The sequence below is a fragment of the Fusobacterium perfoetens genome (genome assembly GCF_021531475.1).
GTDB lineage: Bacteria > Fusobacteriota > Fusobacteriia > Fusobacteriales > Fusobacteriaceae > Fusobacterium_B.
On sequence record NZ_JADYTX010000029.1, the window covers coordinates 1 to 18,622 of the forward strand.

Here is an 18,622-nt window from a genome sequence, read left to right on the forward strand (position 1 = left end):
AATAACAGTATATTACATAAAAATTAAAATAGCTTAATAATTAAAAAATTATTATATAAATATTATACGAGGAGAAAAATATGAATTTACCAAGAACAAAAGAAGGAAATGTTGACGTTAAAAAATTATTAATTCAAAGTGGATTATATTTAGTTTTATTAGTAATGCTTATAGCAATCATAATGAAAGAACCTACATTCTTAAGTATCAGAAACTTCAAGAACATTCTAACACAATCATCAGTTAGAACAATAATAGCTCTTGGAATTGCGGGACTTATTGTTACAACAGGTACTGACCTTTCTGCAGGAAGACAAGTTGGATTTGCAGCTGTTATATCAGCAACACTTTTACAAGCTAGTACAAATGTAAACAAAGTTTATCCTGAAATGGGAGAATTACCAGTTTTCTTAGTTATTTTAATAGTAATGGTTATAGGTGGAATTATCGGAGCATTTAACGGTACAATAGTTGCATATTTAAATCTTCACCCATTCATTGTTACAATGGGAGCTATGACAATTGTTTATGGATTAAACTCATTATACTATGACTTTGCTGGTGCATCTCCAATATCTGGATTTAGTAAAAGTTACAGTAGCTTTGCACAAGGTTCATTTAATATAGGTGGATTTACATTACCATATCTAATTGTTTATGCAGCAATAGCCACTGTTATAATGTGGATATTATGGAACAAAACAAAATTTGGTAAAAACTTATTCGCAGTTGGAGGAAACCCTGAAGCAGCAAGAGTTTCTGGAGTTAATGTACCAGCTACATTAATTATAATTTATGCTTTATCTGGAATCTACTATGCTTTCGGAGGATTCTTAGAAGCAGGACGTATCGGATCAGCAACTAACAACTTAGGAAATATGTATGAAATGGACGCTATCGCAGCTTGCGTTATCGGTGGAGTTTCATTCTATGGAGGAGTTGGAAGAATTTCTGGAGTTTTAACAGGAGTTATCATTCTAACAGTTATCAACTATGGATTAACTTATGTTGGAGTAAACCCTTACTGGCAATATATCATCAAAGGGGCTATCATAATAGTAGCAGTTGCATTTGACTCTATGAAATATGCTAAGAAAAAATAAAAATTATTAACTAATAATTCTGTTCTCTTGGGCTTGAAGTTATCTTTGAGTCCAAGAGTTTTTTTATTGTTTTATTTTTTAATTAATAAAAAAAGACTGAAAAGTTTATAATTACTTTTCAGCCTAGAAATAAATTATTTAAGTTTTTTAATTATAATTTTATACCAAACTCTTTTAATTTTTCTTCTAAGAAGTTATAATCAGTAAGTTGAATACCATTCATTCCCATATTTTTAGCACCTATTATATTTTCCTCTACATCATCTATAAAAAGACATTCATTAGCTTTTAGAGAATAAGTATCCAAAAGTAGTTGATATATTTCAGGTTCAGGTTTCATAAGTTTATGATGAGCAGATATTACTTTTCCGTCAAATAACTTAAAGAAATCCCATTTTTCATAGATATTTTCAAAAGCCTTTAAATGAAAGTTAGAAATAATATATAGATTATAATTTTCTTTTAATTTTGGCAAAAGAGCGATATTTTTTTCGATAGGCTCTAAGCAATCATAAATATTTTCATCAAATAGTTTTCTTATTGATTTTTCACATTCTGGAAGTTTTTCAGTAAAAATTTCTATAGCTTCTTCATAAGTCAAAGTTCCTCTGTCTAAATCTTTCCACTCTTGTCCTCTAAAAACTATTTCAAAAAATTTATCTTGATACTTTTCCTCTACATTTTCTCTTGTAAATTTTTTAGGACGAAACCCAATTAGAACATTTCCTAAATCAAAAACGATATTTTTTATCATAAATTCTCCTTAAACTTATATTATTTAGAAAAATGTCTGGGAGTTACCCAGACATAAAATTAAGATAATTTTTTTGTAATTAATTCAGTAACCATTTGAGGATTTGCTTTTCCTTTAGAAAGTTTCATAGCTTGTCCAATAAGTCCTTTTAAAACTCTTGGTTTTCTACCCTCATCAGAATTTTTATAGTCTTCAATTAATTTTGGATTGTTTGCTAAAACTTCATCGACTAAAGTTTCGATAGCTCCTGTATCAGCCACTTGAGCCATTTTTTCCTCTTCAACTATTTGAGCAGGAGTTCTTGTATCTGTAAGTTTCATTTCAAATACTTTTTTAGCTATTTTTGAAGAAATTACGTTTTTATCTATAAGAACGATTATATTTCCTAAATCTTCAGCAGAGATAGGGAAATGAGTTATCTCAGTATTATTATCTTTTAGATATTTTAAAACTTCTGTCATTATCCAGTTAGAACTTGATTTTGGATTTCCAGATGCTTTAGCAACTCCCTCAAAATAATCAGCAAGCTCAATATCCTCACAAAGAATATTTGCATCATATTCAGGGATTTGATATTCATTTTCAAATCTATGAATTTTAGCAACTATATCTTCAGGCATTAAAGCTTTTATTCTTTCGATTTCTTCATCTTCTATTATAACTTTTAAAAGGTCTGGCTCAGGGAAATATCTATAGTCCATTGCCTCTTCTTTACTTCTCATTACTCTAGTGATTTGGTTTTCATCGTCCCAAGTTCTAGTTTCTTGATCGATAACTCCACCTTTTTCAATAGTTTCTATTTGTCTGTTGATTTCATAGTCGATAGCTCTTGCAACAGCTTTAAATGAGTTTAAGTTTTTAACTTCTACTCTAGTTCCAAAAGGTTCTCCTTTGTAGTGAACAGAGATATTTGCGTCACATCTTAGTGAACCAAGTTCCATTGAAACATCACTTACACCAGTATATTTTATTGTATTTCTAAGAAGAGTTAAATATTCATAAGCTTCTTCAGAAGTTCTCATATCTGGTTCAGAGATAATTTCTACTAAAGGAATTGATGCTCTGTTGAAGTTGATATATGATTCGTGAGTTCCGTGAACAGATTTTCCAGCATCTTCCTCTATTTGAATTTTTGTAATTCCAACTCTTTTTTCTCTTCCGTTTACATTAATATCTAAATATCCTTTTCCAGCATAAGAATTTTCAAATTGAGTGATTTGATAGTTCTTTGGAGTATCTGGATAGAAATAGTTTTTTCTATCAAAAGAACATTCGTGATTAATTTTACAGTTAAGAGCAAGAGCAGTTTTTATAGCGTATTCTAAAACTTTTTTATTAAGTTTTGGTAAAGCTCCAGGGTGTCCTAAACAGATTGGACAAGTGTGAGTGTTAGCATCATCATTGTCATAATCTGTACTACAGTTACACCAAACTTTTGTATTTGTTTTTAATTGAAGATGCACTTCAAGTCCGATTACTGATTCCCATTCTTTTATCATTATTTCTCAACTCCCTCAGGAAGTTTCCATTCCCCTCTAATTTTTTCAAAAGCACTTCCAATAGCGATTAAGTTTCCTTCATCAAAGTGTTTTCCAAGAAGTTGGATTCCAACAGGTAATCCCTCAGTCATTCCAGCTGGAATAGAAAGTCCTGGTACACCAGCAAGGTTAGCTGAAAGTGTAAATATATCTTCTAAGTATAATTCAAGTGGTGTTTTTACAGCATCAAGAGAGAATGCTGGAGTTGGTGCTACTGGAGTAAATATCATATCAACAGTTTCAAAAGCTTTGTCAAAATCAGCTTTTATTAAAGCTCTAGCTTTTTGAGCTTTTTTGAAGTATGCGTCATAGAAACCAGCACTTAAAACATAAGTTCCTATCATAATTCTTCTTTTTACTTCGCTACCAAATCCTTCACTTCTTGATTTTACATATAAATCATTAAAATCTTTTGCATTTTTACTTCTGTAACCATATCTAATTCCATCAAATCTAGCTAGGTTTGAACTTGCTTCAGCTGGAGCTAAGATATAGTAAGTAGGTAGTGCATATTTTGTATGAGGTAAAGATACATCAACTAACTCCGCACCAGCCTCTTTTAATTTTTTAAGAGCAGACATCATAATAGCTTTTACATTTTCATTCATTCCATCAACAAAATATTCTTTAGGAACTCCAATTTTTACACCTTTGATATCTTTTCCTAAAAATTCTGTATAGTCAGGAACAGGAATATTTTTTACAGTTCCATCATAATCATCATATCCAGCTATAACGTTCATAGCAAGAGCAATGTCTTCAACATTTTTAGCTAGTGGTCCTATTTGATCAAGAGAAGATGCAAATGCCATAAGTCCATATCTTGAAACTCTACCATAAGTAGGTTTTAATCCTACAACTCCACAGAAAGATGCAGGTTGTCTGATACTTCCTCCAGTGTCAGAACCTAAAGATATAAAACATTGTTGAGAAGCGATAGATGATGCAGCTCCCCCACTACTTCCTCCAGGAACTTTTGATGTATCCCAAGGATTTTTTGTAAGTTTGTAGTAAGAAGTTTTTGTACTTCCTCCCATTGCAAACTCGTCCATATTAGTTTTACCAATGATTATTGCATCAGCTTCTTTTAATTTTGTAACAACAGTGGCATCATAGATACCGATATATCCGTCTAAGATTTTAGAGCAAGAAGCAGACGGGTCATTTAGAGATACCATATTATCTTTTATAGATACAGGTACTCCAGCTAAAGCTCCAACTTTTTCTCCTCTTGCAATTTTTTCATCTATTATTTTAGCTTCTTCTAAAGCTTTTTCTTTTCTAAGAGAAACAAAACTTCCAATAAGTTCATCAGTTTTCTCTATTCTTTCAAATACAGCTTTTGTAACTTCATAAGCTGAAAGTTCTTTATTAAGAATCTTATTTCTAACTTCGCTAGCTGTAAGTTCATAAATTTCTTTCATCAGAATTCCTCCTAAAATAAATTTTTATTCTCCACCAACAACTTTTGGAACAACAATAGTACCATCAACAGTTTCAGGAGCATTTTTCAAAGCATCTTCAACTAAAAGAGATGGTTTTACTTCATCTTCTTTTAAATTATTTGTATCGTTATTGATTTGAGATAGAGGTTTTATATTTTCTGTATCTAACTCATCTAACATATCGATATAATTTAAGATTTCATTTAGTTCTTGTTGATATTTTTCAATCTCTTCATTTGTAAATTCAAGTTTTGCAAGTTTCGCAACTTTTAAAACTTCTTCTCTTGTTAAAGCCATAGTTCCCCCTTTATTAAGATTTATAATAAATTTTATTATTTATAAAGAATTTAGATAATTAACCTCTTTTTTTCTAAGAGGACGATAACTACCAGTTTTTAATTTTTCATCAAGGACTAAATCCCCAATGGCAATTCTTTTTAAGAAAGTAACCTTGTGTCCCACTGATTCAAACATTCTTCTCACCTGTCTATTTCTTCCCTCTTTTATAGAAAAATTAAGAGTTGTAAATTGTGGTGTAGAAGATATTATTTTTCCTCTAGCAGGTAGTGTCATCTTATCATCTAAAAGGACACCTTTTTTAAGTCTATTTAATGTAGAAAGAGAAACAGTTCCCATAACTTCTACATAATAAGTTTTATATACTTCACCTCTTGGGTGGATAACTCTGTTGTAAATTTCCCCATCATTTGTAAGAATTATAAGTCCCTCAGTATCGTAGTCAAGACGACCTATTGGGAAAATTCTTTCATCAGTTTTAATTAAATCTACAACTAATTTTCTTCCTCTATCATCTTTTACAGCTGATAAAACTTTTTGAGGTTTATTAAGCATAAAATAAACTTTTTCAGACTTATCTTTTTTTATAGATTTTCCGTCAATAAAAATCTCATCACTTGAATCTACTTTTATTCCAGATTCAGCTAATTTCCCATTGACAGTTATTCTACCTTGTTCAATCATTTGGTCAATAGCACGTCTTGAATCAATACCAAGATTTGCTAAAAATTTATTAATTCTAACTTTTTCCATAACTCTTCCTATTCTGATTTTTTATTTTCTATATAATGCAATTTTTCTAATTGTTCTTTTATCTCTTGATAATTAGGTAGCTCATTTACATAGTCAATCCCCAAATATCCCAAAAATTTTTCAGTGACTTCATAAAGATTTGGTCTACCTACAGTTTCTTTTTTCCCACAGATTCTTACAAAATTTCTACTTTCAAGGTTTCCTATTATACTATCAACATTAACCCCTCTTATAGATTCAATCTCACTTTTTGTTATAGGTTGATTGTAAGCGATAATTGACAGAGTTTCTAAAGTTGCTCCTGAAAGTTTTTTAGGTTTCTTCTCTTGTTCAAAAAAATTATTTACAACTCCTCCATATTTTGGATTTGAAACAAGATAAATATGTGTATCTGTAATTTCGATATTTATCCCAGAAGATTTTCTCTCTCCCTTTAATTCATAAATAATAGGGATAAGTTTATCAATAGGGATTTTAAAAAACTTAGAAAGGTCTTTTATCTTTACGTCTTCTCCACCGATAAAAAGAATAGCCTCTATTTTTTCTTTTAGATTTTCATATAAACTTAAGTCAATATTATTCATAAGTCACCTTTATTATAATTTTTTTATATCATCTAAAGAGATATTGTTTTTTGCTAAAGTTCTCACAAATTTTCCTATTGGAAATCCCATAACTGCAAAAAAATCTCCATCTATTCTCTCTACAAAATAACTACCCTTTCCTTGAATACCGTAAGAACCAGCTTTGTCAAACGGTTCTTTTGTATCTATATACCAAGAAATCTCCTCATCGGTTATATTTTTAAAGTAAACTTCAGAAACTTCTGAATCAGAAATTGAGATATTTTTAGAGATATTTACAAAAGAAAAACTTGTGATAACCTTATGAGGTCTTCCAGAAAGACTGTGTAACATCTCATAAATATCTTTTTTATCTTTTGGCTTTCCAAGAATTTTATCATCTACTACCACAACAGTATCAGCTCCAACAACAAATTCATTGGGATAAACTTCAGCCACTGCTAAGACTTTTTTTCTAGCAATATCCTCTATTCTTTTTATTATATCTTCTTCATCACTAACTTCATCAATATTTTTTGTAATAACTTTTAGATTAAATCCAAAATTTTCTAAAATCTCCTTTCTTCTAGGAGAATTTGATGCTAAAATCATTTATTTTGTCACCTGTCTTTTAAAGTTTTTATTTCTAGCTCTAGCAAGTTGCTCTCTTATTCCTATATCTTGAGCTTTATTATAGTTTTTAAACTCTTTTTGTTCGTCTTTTATAAGAGCCTCTTTTATCTCTATTTTGTTTTGTAAATCCTCTTGACGCTCTTCAAGGGATTTTATACTTAAAGAACTTTTTTTAGTACTTCTAATAAATCTAATAAAAACAGTTACCCCAGAAATAAAGAAAGAAGCAATTCCAATCAGAAAAGCCAATGAAGCAACTACTGAAATTCTAAAGTTCTCAAAAAGATATAGAGAAGATTCTGTAAAAATATATCCAAGTTTAAAAGTATTTAAAGATGTAAATAAAATATTAAAGGAATTTAACTCTGAAAATGTATTTACATAGATTATCAAAGTTAGAAAAGCAATAGTTACAAGAAAAATATTAAAAAATAAAAGTCTTGTCCTATATGCAAATAATACATATTTATCTCTCTCTATAAATGAAAAAAATATATCAAAAACTATATCTCCGAATAAAAGATAAGTAAACATTCCAAAATAAGGAAATATTATTTTAGAAAAATTTTCAAAAGAAAAATTATTTATTTTCAAAAAACTATACAGGATAGAAAAAATAAATATATATATAAATAAAACTTTAAAGTGTCCTAAAAATTTTATAAAACTTTTCAATAAAATCACCTAGATATCAAATTAAATACATTATATTTTATCATATTAGAATTTTAATTTCAAGAAATTAAAGAATGACTTTCTCAAAATAAAAAAATATGATATAATTATTTAGGAAACTTAAACAAGAACTAGAGGTGTAAAATGGAAAGTAGTGGAAAAGTAACAAGTATTAACGGCAAAAAAATAAAAGTAATGATGTTTAAAGAAAGTTCTTGTGCTCATTGTTCTGGTTGTGGAGAAGCAAGTAAACTTACAAGAGAAATCGAACTAGAATACAATCCTCACAAGCAAAAAATAGAGATTGGAGATATAGTTACATTTGAATTAGCTGATTCAAAAATGTTAAAGATAGGATTTTTGGTATATGTTCTTCCGATAATAATGATGATGGTAGGATTTATTATATCAAATATGATGGGAAATAGAGAAAGAGAAAGTGTTTTATTTTCTTTTGGAACTTTGGCAGTGACTTTTTTATTAATTCATCTATATGATAGATTTGTTGTAAAAGAAAAAGTTAATATGGATATAACAAAAATTGAAAAGGACAACAAAGAGTTTGATATAGATAGTTGCGAAGTAAAAAAAGATTAGGAGCGTGCTATGAAAAAAATTATATGTCTTTTTGTTTTAATTGGTGTAGTTTCTTTTTCTAATCAAAAAACAGTTTACAAAAATCAATTAAAAATTTTAAATGATTTGGTAGTTTGCAAAGGAGATAACTCTATTTTTACAGGGAAAGTGGTAGATGGTAAAAATAGAGAATATTTTAAAAAAGGGAAAGCTCAAGGAAAATGGCTGACTTTTTATGAAAATGGAAAACTGAAATCTATTGAAAATTGGTCAGAGGGAAACTTAAATGGAAAGCATATAATTTACAGAGAAAATGGTACAAAATACGTTGAGATAAATTACAAAGATGGAAAAGAAAATGGCGAGTACAAGATTTTTTATGAAAATGGAAAGCCTAGAGTTTATGGAAAATTTAAAAAGGGTAAACCTATTGGAGAATGGAAAGTTTATAGAAAAGGATAAAAAAAATTGAAAATAAAAACAGAGAATTATAAATTTTTTCAAAATAAAAGTTGTGAATATTTTCCTTGCCATAAGATAGATGATATAGAAAAATTTAATTGTCTTTTTTGCTATTGTCCACTATATGCTTTGGGAGAGAAATGTGGTGGAAATTTTAAATATACAGAGTCAGGGATAAAAAATTGCACTTATTGTAATCTTCCTCACATAAAAGAGATAGGATATCAACATATTCAAGGAAAAATATCAGAAATATTAAAAAAGGTAAAAAAAGATTGACCGAAATAAAAAAATATGTTATAATCTTCCTTGGTTAGAAACAATAGCTACGAGGGTACACCTAGTCGCATTCCGAACCTAGAAGTTAAGCTCGTAAACGCTGAAAGTACTTGGGGGGCAGCCCTCTGGGAGGATAGGAAGTTTCTAACCTTTTTTTTGTTTATATAGCTTTTTTAGGAGGCTTATTTTGAAGAATAGATATTATGTTACAATAACAGATTTAAAAGGAATGAAATGCTATTCATTTGATAAGATAATAAAAAAATATATTTTAGTAGTGGGAATATCTTTGTTGTTTAGTATAAGTGCTTTAGTGACAGTAGTCCTTGTATTAAATCACAAAGTAAAGCAATATAGTTATTATAGAGTTCAAAATGAAGAACTTGTTGGAAAAATAGAAGAGAATAAAAAAGAGTATTTGGCTCAAATAGAAAAAGCTAGAGAAGAAATTTCAGCTAAAGAGTTGGAGCTTGAAAATATTACTACAAAAATAGACGAGATTGAAAAAATAATGGGAGAAGAAATATCTTCTGGAGAACCATTAACAGAAACAGAAAAATTAGATTTGGCAAAAATGAATATTTTAGAAAGAAAATTTTTGTTACAAACTATTCCTAATGGAAAACCTTTAGATCCATTCAAAGGGTATTCAAGTGTGTATGGTACTAGAGAACACCCAATTTTAGAAAAACAAATCTATCATTATGGACTAGATTTTAAAGGAACTAAGGGGACAAAAATAATATCACCAGCTGACGGAATAATAGAGTTTGCAGGATACAATTCTGGAGGATTTGGAAATCTTGTTATAATGGATCATGGTTATGGATTTAAAACTTATTATGCTCATATGAGTAAAATAGATGTAAAAGTTGGGCAAGTTGTCAGAAAGGGACAAAAATTAGGAGAAGTAGGAAGTACAGGAAGATCTACAGGACCACATCTTCACTATGAGATACATTACCTTGGAAAAAGAGTAAATCCAATGTCTTTTACAGAATGGAATATAGATAATTACAATAGTCTTTTTGAAAAAGAAAAGGGGGTAAAATGGCAGTCTTTAGTAGAAATGATAAAACATCAGACGCAGGCTTTTCAGGAAAGGAAATAACTAAAATCACAAAGGGAAGTGAATTTAGAGGGCAACTAAAAGTAGATGCGAATCTTTCGGTTGAGGGGAAAATCGATGGAAATGTTTGCTGTAATTATGGAATAACAATAGAAGAGGGAGCTTTTGGAGAAGGATTACTTCTTGCAAGAAAAGTTACTGTTAAAGGAAATTATAATGGAAAAATAGAAGCTGACCTTATTGAACTTCTTGATGGTTGTATGGTAACTGGAGAAATAATAAGTAATAGACTTCTTATAAAAGAGGGAGCTGTATTTGAAGGAGTTAGTAAATACAGAGAAGCACCTATTTCTGAAAAAGAGATGTTACTTCAAATAGAAAATAAAGAAGTAGAAAAAGATAATAAAAAATAAAACTTAGAAGACTGTTGCGAGAATATTTATTGCGACGGTCTTTTTTATACTAAGGAGGGAATATGAAGTTTAAATATTTTAAACTTGGGGAAAATTATCTAAAAGATTTAGAAAATAGAGAAAAAACTTTGATTGTATTCAATGATTATTTCTTAAAAAATACATTTTTAAAAAATAGAAAGAAAAATATTTTAGTTCCAAGTGGGACTTATTTAACTTGTGATGAATTTCAAAAGGAGATTTTTATAACAGAGAAAAGTGTCTTAACAGAGGCTAAAAGGCCTCTTACACTATATCAAAATATCTCATCTGAAATAAAATCTTCTGAAAAAATAAATAATTATTATGATATTATCGATATTGCTGATCTATTTTTTAATTATTATAAAGACCTTAATATAAATCTTATAAAAAATATAGATGAAAAAATCCTAACTAATTGGCAGAGAGAAAAAATAAATAAATTTCAGACTATAAAAAAAGATTATGATAGTTTTTTAGGAAAAAATAACTATATAATAAATGATTGGATAGTCTGTGAGGAAAATTTTAGAGAGGATTTTATCAAGAAATTTGAAAAAATAATCTTTGTAGATATTTTATATTTCTCCCCTCTTCTAAAAAAAATAATTAAAAAACTTGACGCTTTACTAGAGATAGAGTTTATTATCCAAGGAGATTCTAAAATCTATAATGAAAAAAATCTGTCTTTAAATAAGATAACTGCTAAAAATAGCTATTTTAATTTTGAAAAGAAAAATATAAAAATATATGAAACTTCAGAGGATATGGAAACTATTTTTGGTGTGTTGTATCTTATGGATAGAAAAAAAATAAAAAATATATATTTTCCAAAAGTAGAAGATGAATATTTTTCAAAACTTATGCCTAAATATTTTATAAATACGAAATTAAAAGTTATGGAAGATACTAAAACCTATAAATTTATGACACTGCAAAATAATCTTATTGGATCACTGGAGATAAAAAGAGGTTTTGGTCTAAAGATAGAGAGTTTTTTAGAGATTATTGAAAATAGTTTAAGTCAAAATATCTATAATATCTCGCCGAATGATAAAAAATCCTTTTATAAAATCTTAGAAAAAGAATATAGATATATAAATCTTAAAACTTTTGAGGAATTCGATTTAAAGGATATCCTAGAGGAAAATCAAGAGATTGTAGATATTTTTAAAAATATCTATGATGACTTAATAAAAATAAAAGATTTTAATTCTATCCAAGATTTTTATAATTATTTTAAAAATATTGGTTTTGAAAAAATATCTGATATAGATTATGTGGATTTTTTAGAAAAATTTCACGAGGTAATATTTAATATTAAAAGTAGTGAAAATCTTTTTGGAGAGAAAGGGTTTAAAGAGATATTTAAAAAGGATAGTGGAAGATATATCTATACCTTACTTATAAAATATCTTGAGGGGATAGAACTTAAGTCTGTTGAAAATGAGAAAAAAGAAGAATTTGTGGGAATAGTAAAAAAACTTGATGAGGCTAGGCTTAATTTTAATGGAGAGTCTTATTTTGTAGATGTAAATAATAACTATCTTCCTGGAACTATCGAAAGAAATAAAATATTTACTGACAGACAACTTGAAATTTTGGGATTTATGACAAAAGATGAAAAGATAAATCTTGCAAAATATCGTTTCTATCAAGCTCTTGGAAATTCCAAAGAAAATATTATATTCTATAAAAATGAAAAAGAGGGAAAACTTGGAAAATCAATATTTTTAGAAGAACTTATGATGGAATATAATCTAAATCTAGAAAAAAATATTATGGATAACTCAAACATTATAAAAATGGTAGAAGAATATTTTTATAAAGAAAGAGGTTTTAAAATAGAAAATCAAAACTTTAATATAAAGAAAGATTTGGAAAAACTGGTTAATAAAGATAATCAAATTACAGTTGGAGCTTATGATATTGTAAATATAAATGACTGTCAATATAGATATCTTTTAGGAAATATTTTAGGAATTGAAGAAACAAAAGAAAATAGTTATGGTGGTTCTGCTCGTATTTTAGGAATTATAGTTCATAGTATTTTGGAAAAAATAACAGATAAAATATATTATAAGATAATAAAAGAAAATAATTTTGATGTAGACCCTACTTTAGTAAAAGAGATAGTTCAAAAAGAGATGCTTAGAAATAATATGAAGTATCCAACCTATGTGGATTTATATTTTGAAAAAGTTTTGATACCAACTTTTGAAAAGAATATAATAGAGTTTTATAAAAAAATGGAAAAAGAGTTAAAAGGTGAAAAGGTAAAAACATTCTTTGGAGAAAAAAATAAAATCTATATAAGTGATTATAACGAAGATGATAAGACAAAACCAGATTTTGTTATAAAAGGTAGAGCAGATTTAGTGGTAACTACTGAAAAAGAAAATTTTATAATAGATTATAAAACTGGAAGTTCTACAGATGGACAGCTCGATATTTATTCAATAATTCTTTGCGGAGATTCTGAAGGAGCAAAAAAATATATATATAATGTAGTAAAAGGAGAGTTAAAATCTCCAGAAGATAAAAAGGATAAGATTACAAAAGAACAACTTAACGAGATATTTAAAAAGTTTGTAGAAGATGAAAATTTTGAAAGAAAAGAAAAATCTTGTGGAAATTGTGAGTATAAAAATATTTGTAGAAAGGACGTGATATAATGTCTAAAAAAATATTAAAAGCCAGTGCAGGAACAGGAAAAACTTATAGACTGGCACTAGAATACGTGGTTTCTCTTATAAAAGGGGAAAAATTTTCAGATATTATAGTTATGACCTTTACAAATAAAGCTATTGCTGAGATTGAAGAGAGAATTATAAAATTTTTGTATGATTTATCCTATGAAACAAAGGACAGTGAAAATCTAAAAAGTTCTATAAATAACCTTTATCCAGACTTAGTTTTAAAAAGAGATGAGATTGAAAAAATATATAAGGATTTGATAATCAATAAGGAAAAACTTGGAATTTATACTCTAGACTCTTTTAAAATCAATATTTTTAAAAATGCTATTGCTCCTATGAAAGAGGTTTTTTCTTATGAAATAATAGATGATGAGGAAAATAGTGAGATTTTAAAGAAAGTTTTTGAAAAAATTTCAGATAATAGGGAACTTTTTTCACAGTTTGAGGAATTTTTTAGCGACAATGTAGAAAGAGATGTTGAAAAATATATTGGGATTTTAAAAAATCTTGTAAAATATAGATGGCGTTATATCTTTATAAATAAAGGTGAAAAACTAAAAGAAAGAAAAGAATTTTTAGTTGATGAAAAAGAAATAGTAAATCTTTTAGATGAAATTAAAATAAAAATAGAGGAACTTTGTGAATTAAAAGCAGAAGGAAAACCATTAGAAGAATATGCTAACAAAATATTTAAAAAGTATTTATATTTAGAAAACTTCAACGAAAAAAGAGATTTCTTTATACAAAATTTAGAAGAATTGATAACTAATGATAATCTTCATAATGGAAGAAAAACAACAGCTAAAAAGGAAAATATTATTCAATATAAAGAAGAAATGGCAGTTTTAAAAGAAAATCTAAATAATCTTTTATCTAAAAAAATCTTTAACGAAAGAATAATCCCTTATGAAAAGCAAGTTTTAAATTTTGTAGAGATATTTTTTAATATCTATGATGAGATAAAATTTAAAGAGAAAAAGTTCACTCAAGATGATTTGAAAGATTACCTTTTGATGTATTTAGAAGATGAAAAAGTAAATCTTATAAAAAATAATCAAATAACAGATTATATGAAAGAGATTATTGAAAGTGAATGTTCATCTATATTTATTGATGAGTTCCAAGACACAAGTATTGCTCAGTGGAAATTGTTAGAGCCTTTTATAAACTCTGCTAAAAATATTATCTGTGTTGGTGATGAAAAACAAAGTATTTATGGTTGGCGTGATGGAGAAAAAAATCTTTTTAGGGATTTGGCAACTGTAATAGATGGAGAGGAAGAAAATTTAGACACATCTTTTAGAAGTGAAGAAAATATTGTAGAGTTTATAAATGAAATTTTTGAAAATATCCTTGAAAAAACAGGTATAGAGTGGGATTTTATAAAATCTAAATCTAACAAAAAAGGAAGAGAAGGATTAGTAAGAATTTATAATTTTAATCTTACAAAGGAAGAAAAGAAAAAAATTAAAGAAGAAAAAAGAGAGATAGATAAAACCGAATATATAAAAACTATAATTGATGTTTTAAAAAATGATTTCAATGAAAATTATAAAGGGATAGGAATTATTGCTAGAAAAAATGAAACTTTAAGTGAAATCGCTGAAGAGTTATTAAAAAATAAAATTCCTTATACTTTAGAGGCTAAAAAAAGTATATTTGACCATAAAGGTGTGGTACCTATTATAAAACTTTTAAAATATTTTTTAACAGAAAATATTTTTTATCTTTTAGAATTTTTAAGAGATGATTTGATTTTAGTAGAAGATAGTTTTATAGAAAAAATAGTAGAAGTTTGGAACTTGAAAAATGATAAAATTTCTATATTCTTTGAAAATGTTTTAGAATGCGGTGAATATCCTGAAGAGAAGAAAATAATTAAAAAAATAGGTAAGATTTATAAAAAATATTCTGAAACAGAATTTAGAAATATGGATATAGTTTTGGATATAATAAAAGAGTTTGGAATTGTTGAAATCTATAACAAAGAAAATGAGATAAAAAATATTTATAAATTTGTGACTGTGTCTAAAAATTTTGAAAATATAAAAGAGTTTTTAGAAGAGATTGAGGAAAATTCATCAAAAGATATTTATTTACAACCAACATCTCAAGAGGAAAACACTGTCAGTCTTTTAACTATTCATAAATCTAAGGGATTAGAATACGATACAGTATTTTATATCTTAGATGAAGATAAAAATAATCCTGATAAAGGACTTAATTTTAATATTAAATTTGATAAAAATTATTTGAATATTGAGGATTATTTAGTTTGTAACTCTAAAAATGAAAAATTTTTGACATATTTAGATGAGGTTTTTGATTTTTACTCTTTTAAAGAGAAAAAGAAAAAAGAAGAGGAATTAAATAATCTCTATGTTGCTTTAACTCGTCCAAAAGGAAATCTATTTATTTTTATTGTACATTTAAAGGAAGAAAGCCTTTTTAAAAATCTTTTTGAAAGTTATAGAAGAGAGGATTATTATCAAATTGGAGAGTTAAAAAAATACGACTATCCAGAAAAAGAAAAAACTATAAGTCAAGAGATAGATTTTAGAATAGATTTTGAATCTTTGGAAAAATCTCAAGAGAAACTAAATGAAAATATAGAAAAAATTAAAAATGATTCCTATAAATATAGTTTAGAGCTAGAAGAAAAGAGAAATATAGGAAATATTGTTCACTACTTTTTAGAAAATATAAAATATGGAGAGAAAGAGGAGATAGAACTTGCTCTTAAGAAAACTTTTTCAAAATATGGAGCGTTATTTGGAGAGAAAAAATTAAAAGATGAGATTTTATCAAAGGAAAAAATAGAGAAAATCTTTAAAAATAATCCTGATATTTTCTCTAAAAAATGGGATATTATCTATAATGAATATTCTATTTATTCAGAGCAAGAGAAAAAACTTTACAGAATAGATAGATTGATGATTGATAACAAAACCAAAGAGATTTATATTGTGGACTATAAGACAGGAACTTATGAGGAAGAGCAACTTAAAAACTATAAAGAGTTAGTAGAATTTGAACTATCGAGAATAAAAGAAAAAAATTATACAGTGAAAACTAAATATATAGAAATTTACTAATTAGTATGGTATAATTTTTATAAAAATTATTAGGAGGAAAAATAAAAAATGTTAGATATTGATATGATATATGATTATCCTTTATACAGACCACCTAGTGAAGCTTATAGCTTGATTATTCAAATAACTTTAGGTTGCTCTCACAATAAATGTACATTCTGTAAAATGTATAAGGATAAAAAATTTACAATAAAACCTATTGAACAAATAAAAAAAGAGATAGATTTCTTCAGAAGAAGAGTTGGATATATTGAGAAAATATTTTTGGCTGACGGAGATGCTTTAATAATTCCTACACCAAAACTTTTAGAAATTTTAGACTATATCAATGAAAAATTTCCTGAAAATAAAAGAATATCTTTATATGCAAGTCCAAAATCAATTCTTTTAAAAACTCCAGAAGAATTAAAGGAAATAAGAGAAAAAGGAGTAAAACTTGTTTATATTGGAATGGAAAGTGGAGATAATGAAGTTCTTAAGGATATAAACAAAGGAGTTACAGCAGAGGAAATAACAGAAGCTTCTCTGAAAGCTAAAGAAGCAGGATTCCAAATCTCTGTAACAGTTATAGCTGGAATTTGTGGAGAAAAAGATAGCACAAACCACGCTCTAAACACTGCAAAAGTTATTAATAAAATAATTCCAGATTATTTTAGCATATTATGTTTGGTAGTTCACGATGGAACAGAGATAGACAGAAAAATAAAAGCTGGAGAATTTAGAGAAGCAAGTGGAGAGAATATTTTAAAAGAGATAAGAATGATAGTGGAAAATATAAATATTCCTAAAGGAGAAAAAGTTATATTTAGATCAAACCACGCTTCAAATTATTTAGGACTTAAGGGAGATTTTCCAGAGGATAAAGAAAAGTTCCTTTCAGAAATTAATTTTGCTATAAAAAATGACTATGTTAGAGAGAGAAATGAGAGATATTTAAAATATTAAAAAAATTCTGTATTAAAATCAGAAAAATTTAATAAAAAAATATTGATTTTTATAGGATTTTATGATATACTTAACTAGTTACGCATAGGAAAGGTATTCAGCAACCTAGACTAGCGACAAATATATACTTTTGGAGGTGCTTATATGTACGCAGTTATAAAAACTGGTGGAAAACAGTACAAAGTTACAGAAGGTGACGTTTTAAGAGTTGAGAAGCTTAATGCTGAAGTTAATCAAACAGTAGAATTAACAGATGTTCTATTAGTAGCTAATGGAGAAGATGTAAAAGTTGGAACTCCAGTAGTTGAAGGAGCAAAAGTTCTAGTGGAAGTTTTAAACCAAGGAAAAGGTGCAAAAGTTATTAACTTCAAATACAAGCCAAAAACAGGAAATCATAGAAAAAAAGGTCACAGACAACTTTTCACTGAAATTAAAGTTACAGCAATCAATGCATAATTAAAATGACAAAGATTGAGGTTATTAGAAAAAGCGGTAGTGTTGTGAAATATCAAGCTACTGGACATTCAGAATATGGAGAATATGGGTCAGATATAGTTTGTGCAGCCCTTTCGACTGTACTTCAAATGCCTCTTGCAGGTTTTCAAGATGTATTAGATATTTATCCAAGATTTGAAATAAATTCTGATGGTTTCATATGTGTCGACCTTGACGGTATGAATTTAAAAGGCAAAGAAAGAGAAGTGCATACTCTTTTGGAAAGCATGGTTGTAGTCCTTAGAGGACTAGCCAAAGAATATCCTAAAAATATAAAGCTTGTAGAGAAGGAGGAAAATTAGAATGTTATTTACATTAAATATACAATTATTTGCACATAAAAAAGGACAAGGTTCTGTTAAAAACGGAAGAGATTCTAATCCTAAATATCTTGGAGTTAAAAGATATGATGGTGAAGCTGTTAAAGCTGGAAACATCATAGTTAGACAAAGAGGAAACCAATTCCACGCTGGTGCAAATATGGGACAAGGAAAAGATCATACATTATTTGCATTAATCGATGGATATGTAAAATTCGAAAGATTAGGAAGAGATAAGAAACAAGTTTCTGTTTACGCAGAAAAATAATTAACTCAACTAAATAAACAAAGTCTCACTTCGGTGGGACTTTTTTATTATTTTTTGAAAAATTATTAAAAACTCTTAAATTTTTTAAGAGTTTGTATTTTTTCTATTTACCAAACTAATAGAGAAAAAAGGAATATTATTTTTAAAATAGGAATTTTAAGTTTTGTGTCTTAAAAAAATAAATGAAATATGGTAGAATAAAGATAATAAATACCTTAC

The 18,622-nt window shown here is 27.4% G+C and carries 20 protein-coding genes and 1 rRNA gene; 13 read left to right on the forward strand and 8 right to left on the reverse strand.

The window, feature by feature from the left end:
- Window positions 1-80: 80 nt before the first annotated feature.
- A complete protein-coding gene (mglC, locus tag I6E15_RS07215; protein ID WP_177162017.1) occupies window positions 81-1,103 on the forward strand; it encodes a galactose/methyl galactoside ABC transporter permease MglC in 1,023 nt (340 codons plus the stop codon).
- Window positions 1,104-1,254: 151 nt separating this feature from the next.
- On the opposite strand, the gene I6E15_RS07220 is transcribed toward mglC, so the two are convergent.
- From I6E15_RS07220 to I6E15_RS07255, 8 genes are read right to left on the reverse strand one after another with little or no spacing between them, the layout of a single operon-like run.
- Window positions 1,255-1,857 (reverse strand): HAD family hydrolase, encoded by a 603-nt coding sequence (locus tag I6E15_RS07220; RefSeq protein ID WP_235247169.1) that lies wholly within the window; start codon window positions 1,855-1,857, stop codon window positions 1,255-1,257.
- A gap of 59 nt (window positions 1,858-1,916) precedes the next feature.
- Window positions 1,917-3,356 (reverse strand): Asp-tRNA(Asn)/Glu-tRNA(Gln) amidotransferase subunit GatB, encoded by a 1,440-nt coding sequence (gene gatB, locus I6E15_RS07225; RefSeq protein WP_235247170.1) that lies wholly within the window; start codon window positions 3,354-3,356, stop codon window positions 1,917-1,919.
- Window positions 3,356-4,819, reverse strand: coding sequence for an Asp-tRNA(Asn)/Glu-tRNA(Gln) amidotransferase subunit GatA (gatA, locus tag I6E15_RS07230; RefSeq protein WP_235247171.1), 1,464 nt, complete (start codon window positions 4,817-4,819; stop codon window positions 3,356-3,358). Before gatA ends, gatB begins: the two co-directional genes overlap by 1 nt.
- A gap of 24 nt (window positions 4,820-4,843) precedes the next feature.
- Window positions 4,844-5,137: an Asp-tRNA(Asn)/Glu-tRNA(Gln) amidotransferase subunit GatC gene (gene gatC, locus I6E15_RS07235; protein WP_177162021.1), complete on the reverse strand. Its 294-nt coding sequence runs from the start codon at window positions 5,135-5,137 to the stop codon at window positions 4,844-4,846.
- Between the two features lie 39 nt (window positions 5,138-5,176).
- Window positions 5,177-5,890: a pseudouridine synthase gene (locus I6E15_RS07240; RefSeq protein ID WP_235247172.1), complete on the reverse strand. Its 714-nt coding sequence runs from the start codon at window positions 5,888-5,890 to the stop codon at window positions 5,177-5,179.
- 8 nt (window positions 5,891-5,898) lie between these two features.
- A complete protein-coding gene (scpB, locus tag I6E15_RS07245; protein ID WP_235247173.1) occupies window positions 5,899-6,474 on the reverse strand; it encodes an SMC-Scp complex subunit ScpB in 576 nt (191 codons plus the stop codon).
- 12 nt (window positions 6,475-6,486) lie between these two features.
- Window positions 6,487-7,065: a Maf family protein gene (locus I6E15_RS07250; protein WP_235247174.1), complete on the reverse strand. Its 579-nt coding sequence runs from the start codon at window positions 7,063-7,065 to the stop codon at window positions 6,487-6,489.
- On the reverse strand, window positions 7,066-7,761 hold the full coding sequence (locus I6E15_RS07255) for a hypothetical protein (protein WP_235247175.1): 696 nt from the start codon (window positions 7,759-7,761) through the stop codon (window positions 7,066-7,068).
- 144 nt (window positions 7,762-7,905) lie between these two features.
- Between I6E15_RS07255 and I6E15_RS07260 the strand changes: the two genes are divergently transcribed.
- From I6E15_RS07260 to rpmA, 12 genes are all read left to right on the forward strand, one after another.
- Window positions 7,906-8,358, forward strand: coding sequence for a SoxR reducing system RseC family protein (locus I6E15_RS07260; protein ID WP_235247176.1), 453 nt, complete (start codon window positions 7,906-7,908; stop codon window positions 8,356-8,358).
- A gap of 9 nt (window positions 8,359-8,367) precedes the next feature.
- Window positions 8,368-8,799, forward strand: a complete 432-nt coding sequence (locus I6E15_RS07265; protein WP_235247177.1) for a toxin-antitoxin system YwqK family antitoxin — start codon at window positions 8,368-8,370, stop codon at window positions 8,797-8,799.
- Window positions 8,800-8,805: 6 nt separating this feature from the next.
- Entirely contained in the window at window positions 8,806-9,078 is a 273-nt protein-coding gene (locus tag I6E15_RS07270; RefSeq protein ID WP_235247178.1) for a cysteine-rich small domain-containing protein, read from the forward strand.
- A gap of 33 nt (window positions 9,079-9,111) precedes the next feature.
- A 5S ribosomal RNA gene (rrf, locus tag I6E15_RS07275) occupies window positions 9,112-9,228 on the forward strand.
- 37 nt (window positions 9,229-9,265) lie between these two features.
- On the forward strand, window positions 9,266-10,189 hold the full coding sequence (locus I6E15_RS07280) for a M23 family metallopeptidase (RefSeq protein WP_235247179.1): 924 nt from the start codon (window positions 9,266-9,268) through the stop codon (window positions 10,187-10,189).
- Window positions 10,129-10,560, forward strand: a complete 432-nt coding sequence (locus tag I6E15_RS07285) for a bactofilin family protein (RefSeq protein ID WP_235247180.1) — start codon at window positions 10,129-10,131, stop codon at window positions 10,558-10,560. The genes I6E15_RS07280 and I6E15_RS07285 overlap by 61 nt, the downstream gene beginning before the upstream one ends.
- Before the next feature lie 62 nt (window positions 10,561-10,622).
- Complete coding sequence (locus I6E15_RS07290; protein ID WP_235247181.1) at window positions 10,623-13,256, forward strand: PD-(D/E)XK nuclease family protein; 2,634 nt, start codon at window positions 10,623-10,625, stop codon at window positions 13,254-13,256.
- Window positions 13,256-16,375, forward strand: a complete 3,120-nt coding sequence (locus tag I6E15_RS07295) for a UvrD-helicase domain-containing protein (protein ID WP_235247182.1) — start codon at window positions 13,256-13,258, stop codon at window positions 16,373-16,375. The genes I6E15_RS07290 and I6E15_RS07295 overlap by 1 nt, the downstream gene beginning before the upstream one ends.
- Window positions 16,376-16,423: 48 nt before the next feature.
- On the forward strand, window positions 16,424-17,320 hold the full coding sequence (locus I6E15_RS07300; protein WP_235247183.1) for a B12-binding domain-containing radical SAM protein: 897 nt from the start codon (window positions 16,424-16,426) through the stop codon (window positions 17,318-17,320).
- A 144-nt stretch (window positions 17,321-17,464) separates the two neighbouring features.
- Window positions 17,465-17,776, forward strand: coding sequence for a 50S ribosomal protein L21 (gene rplU / locus I6E15_RS07305; RefSeq protein WP_177162031.1), 312 nt, complete (start codon window positions 17,465-17,467; stop codon window positions 17,774-17,776).
- A gap of 5 nt (window positions 17,777-17,781) precedes the next feature.
- On the forward strand, window positions 17,782-18,117 hold the full coding sequence (locus I6E15_RS07310; protein WP_235247184.1) for a ribosomal-processing cysteine protease Prp: 336 nt from the start codon (window positions 17,782-17,784) through the stop codon (window positions 18,115-18,117).
- 1 nt (window position 18,118) lies between these two features.
- Window positions 18,119-18,403 carry a 50S ribosomal protein L27 gene (rpmA, locus tag I6E15_RS07315; RefSeq protein WP_177162033.1) on the forward strand — a complete coding sequence of 95 codons (285 nt, stop codon included), beginning with the start codon at window positions 18,119-18,121 and terminating at the stop codon, window positions 18,401-18,403.
- The last annotated feature ends 219 nt before the right edge of the window (window positions 18,404-18,622 follow it).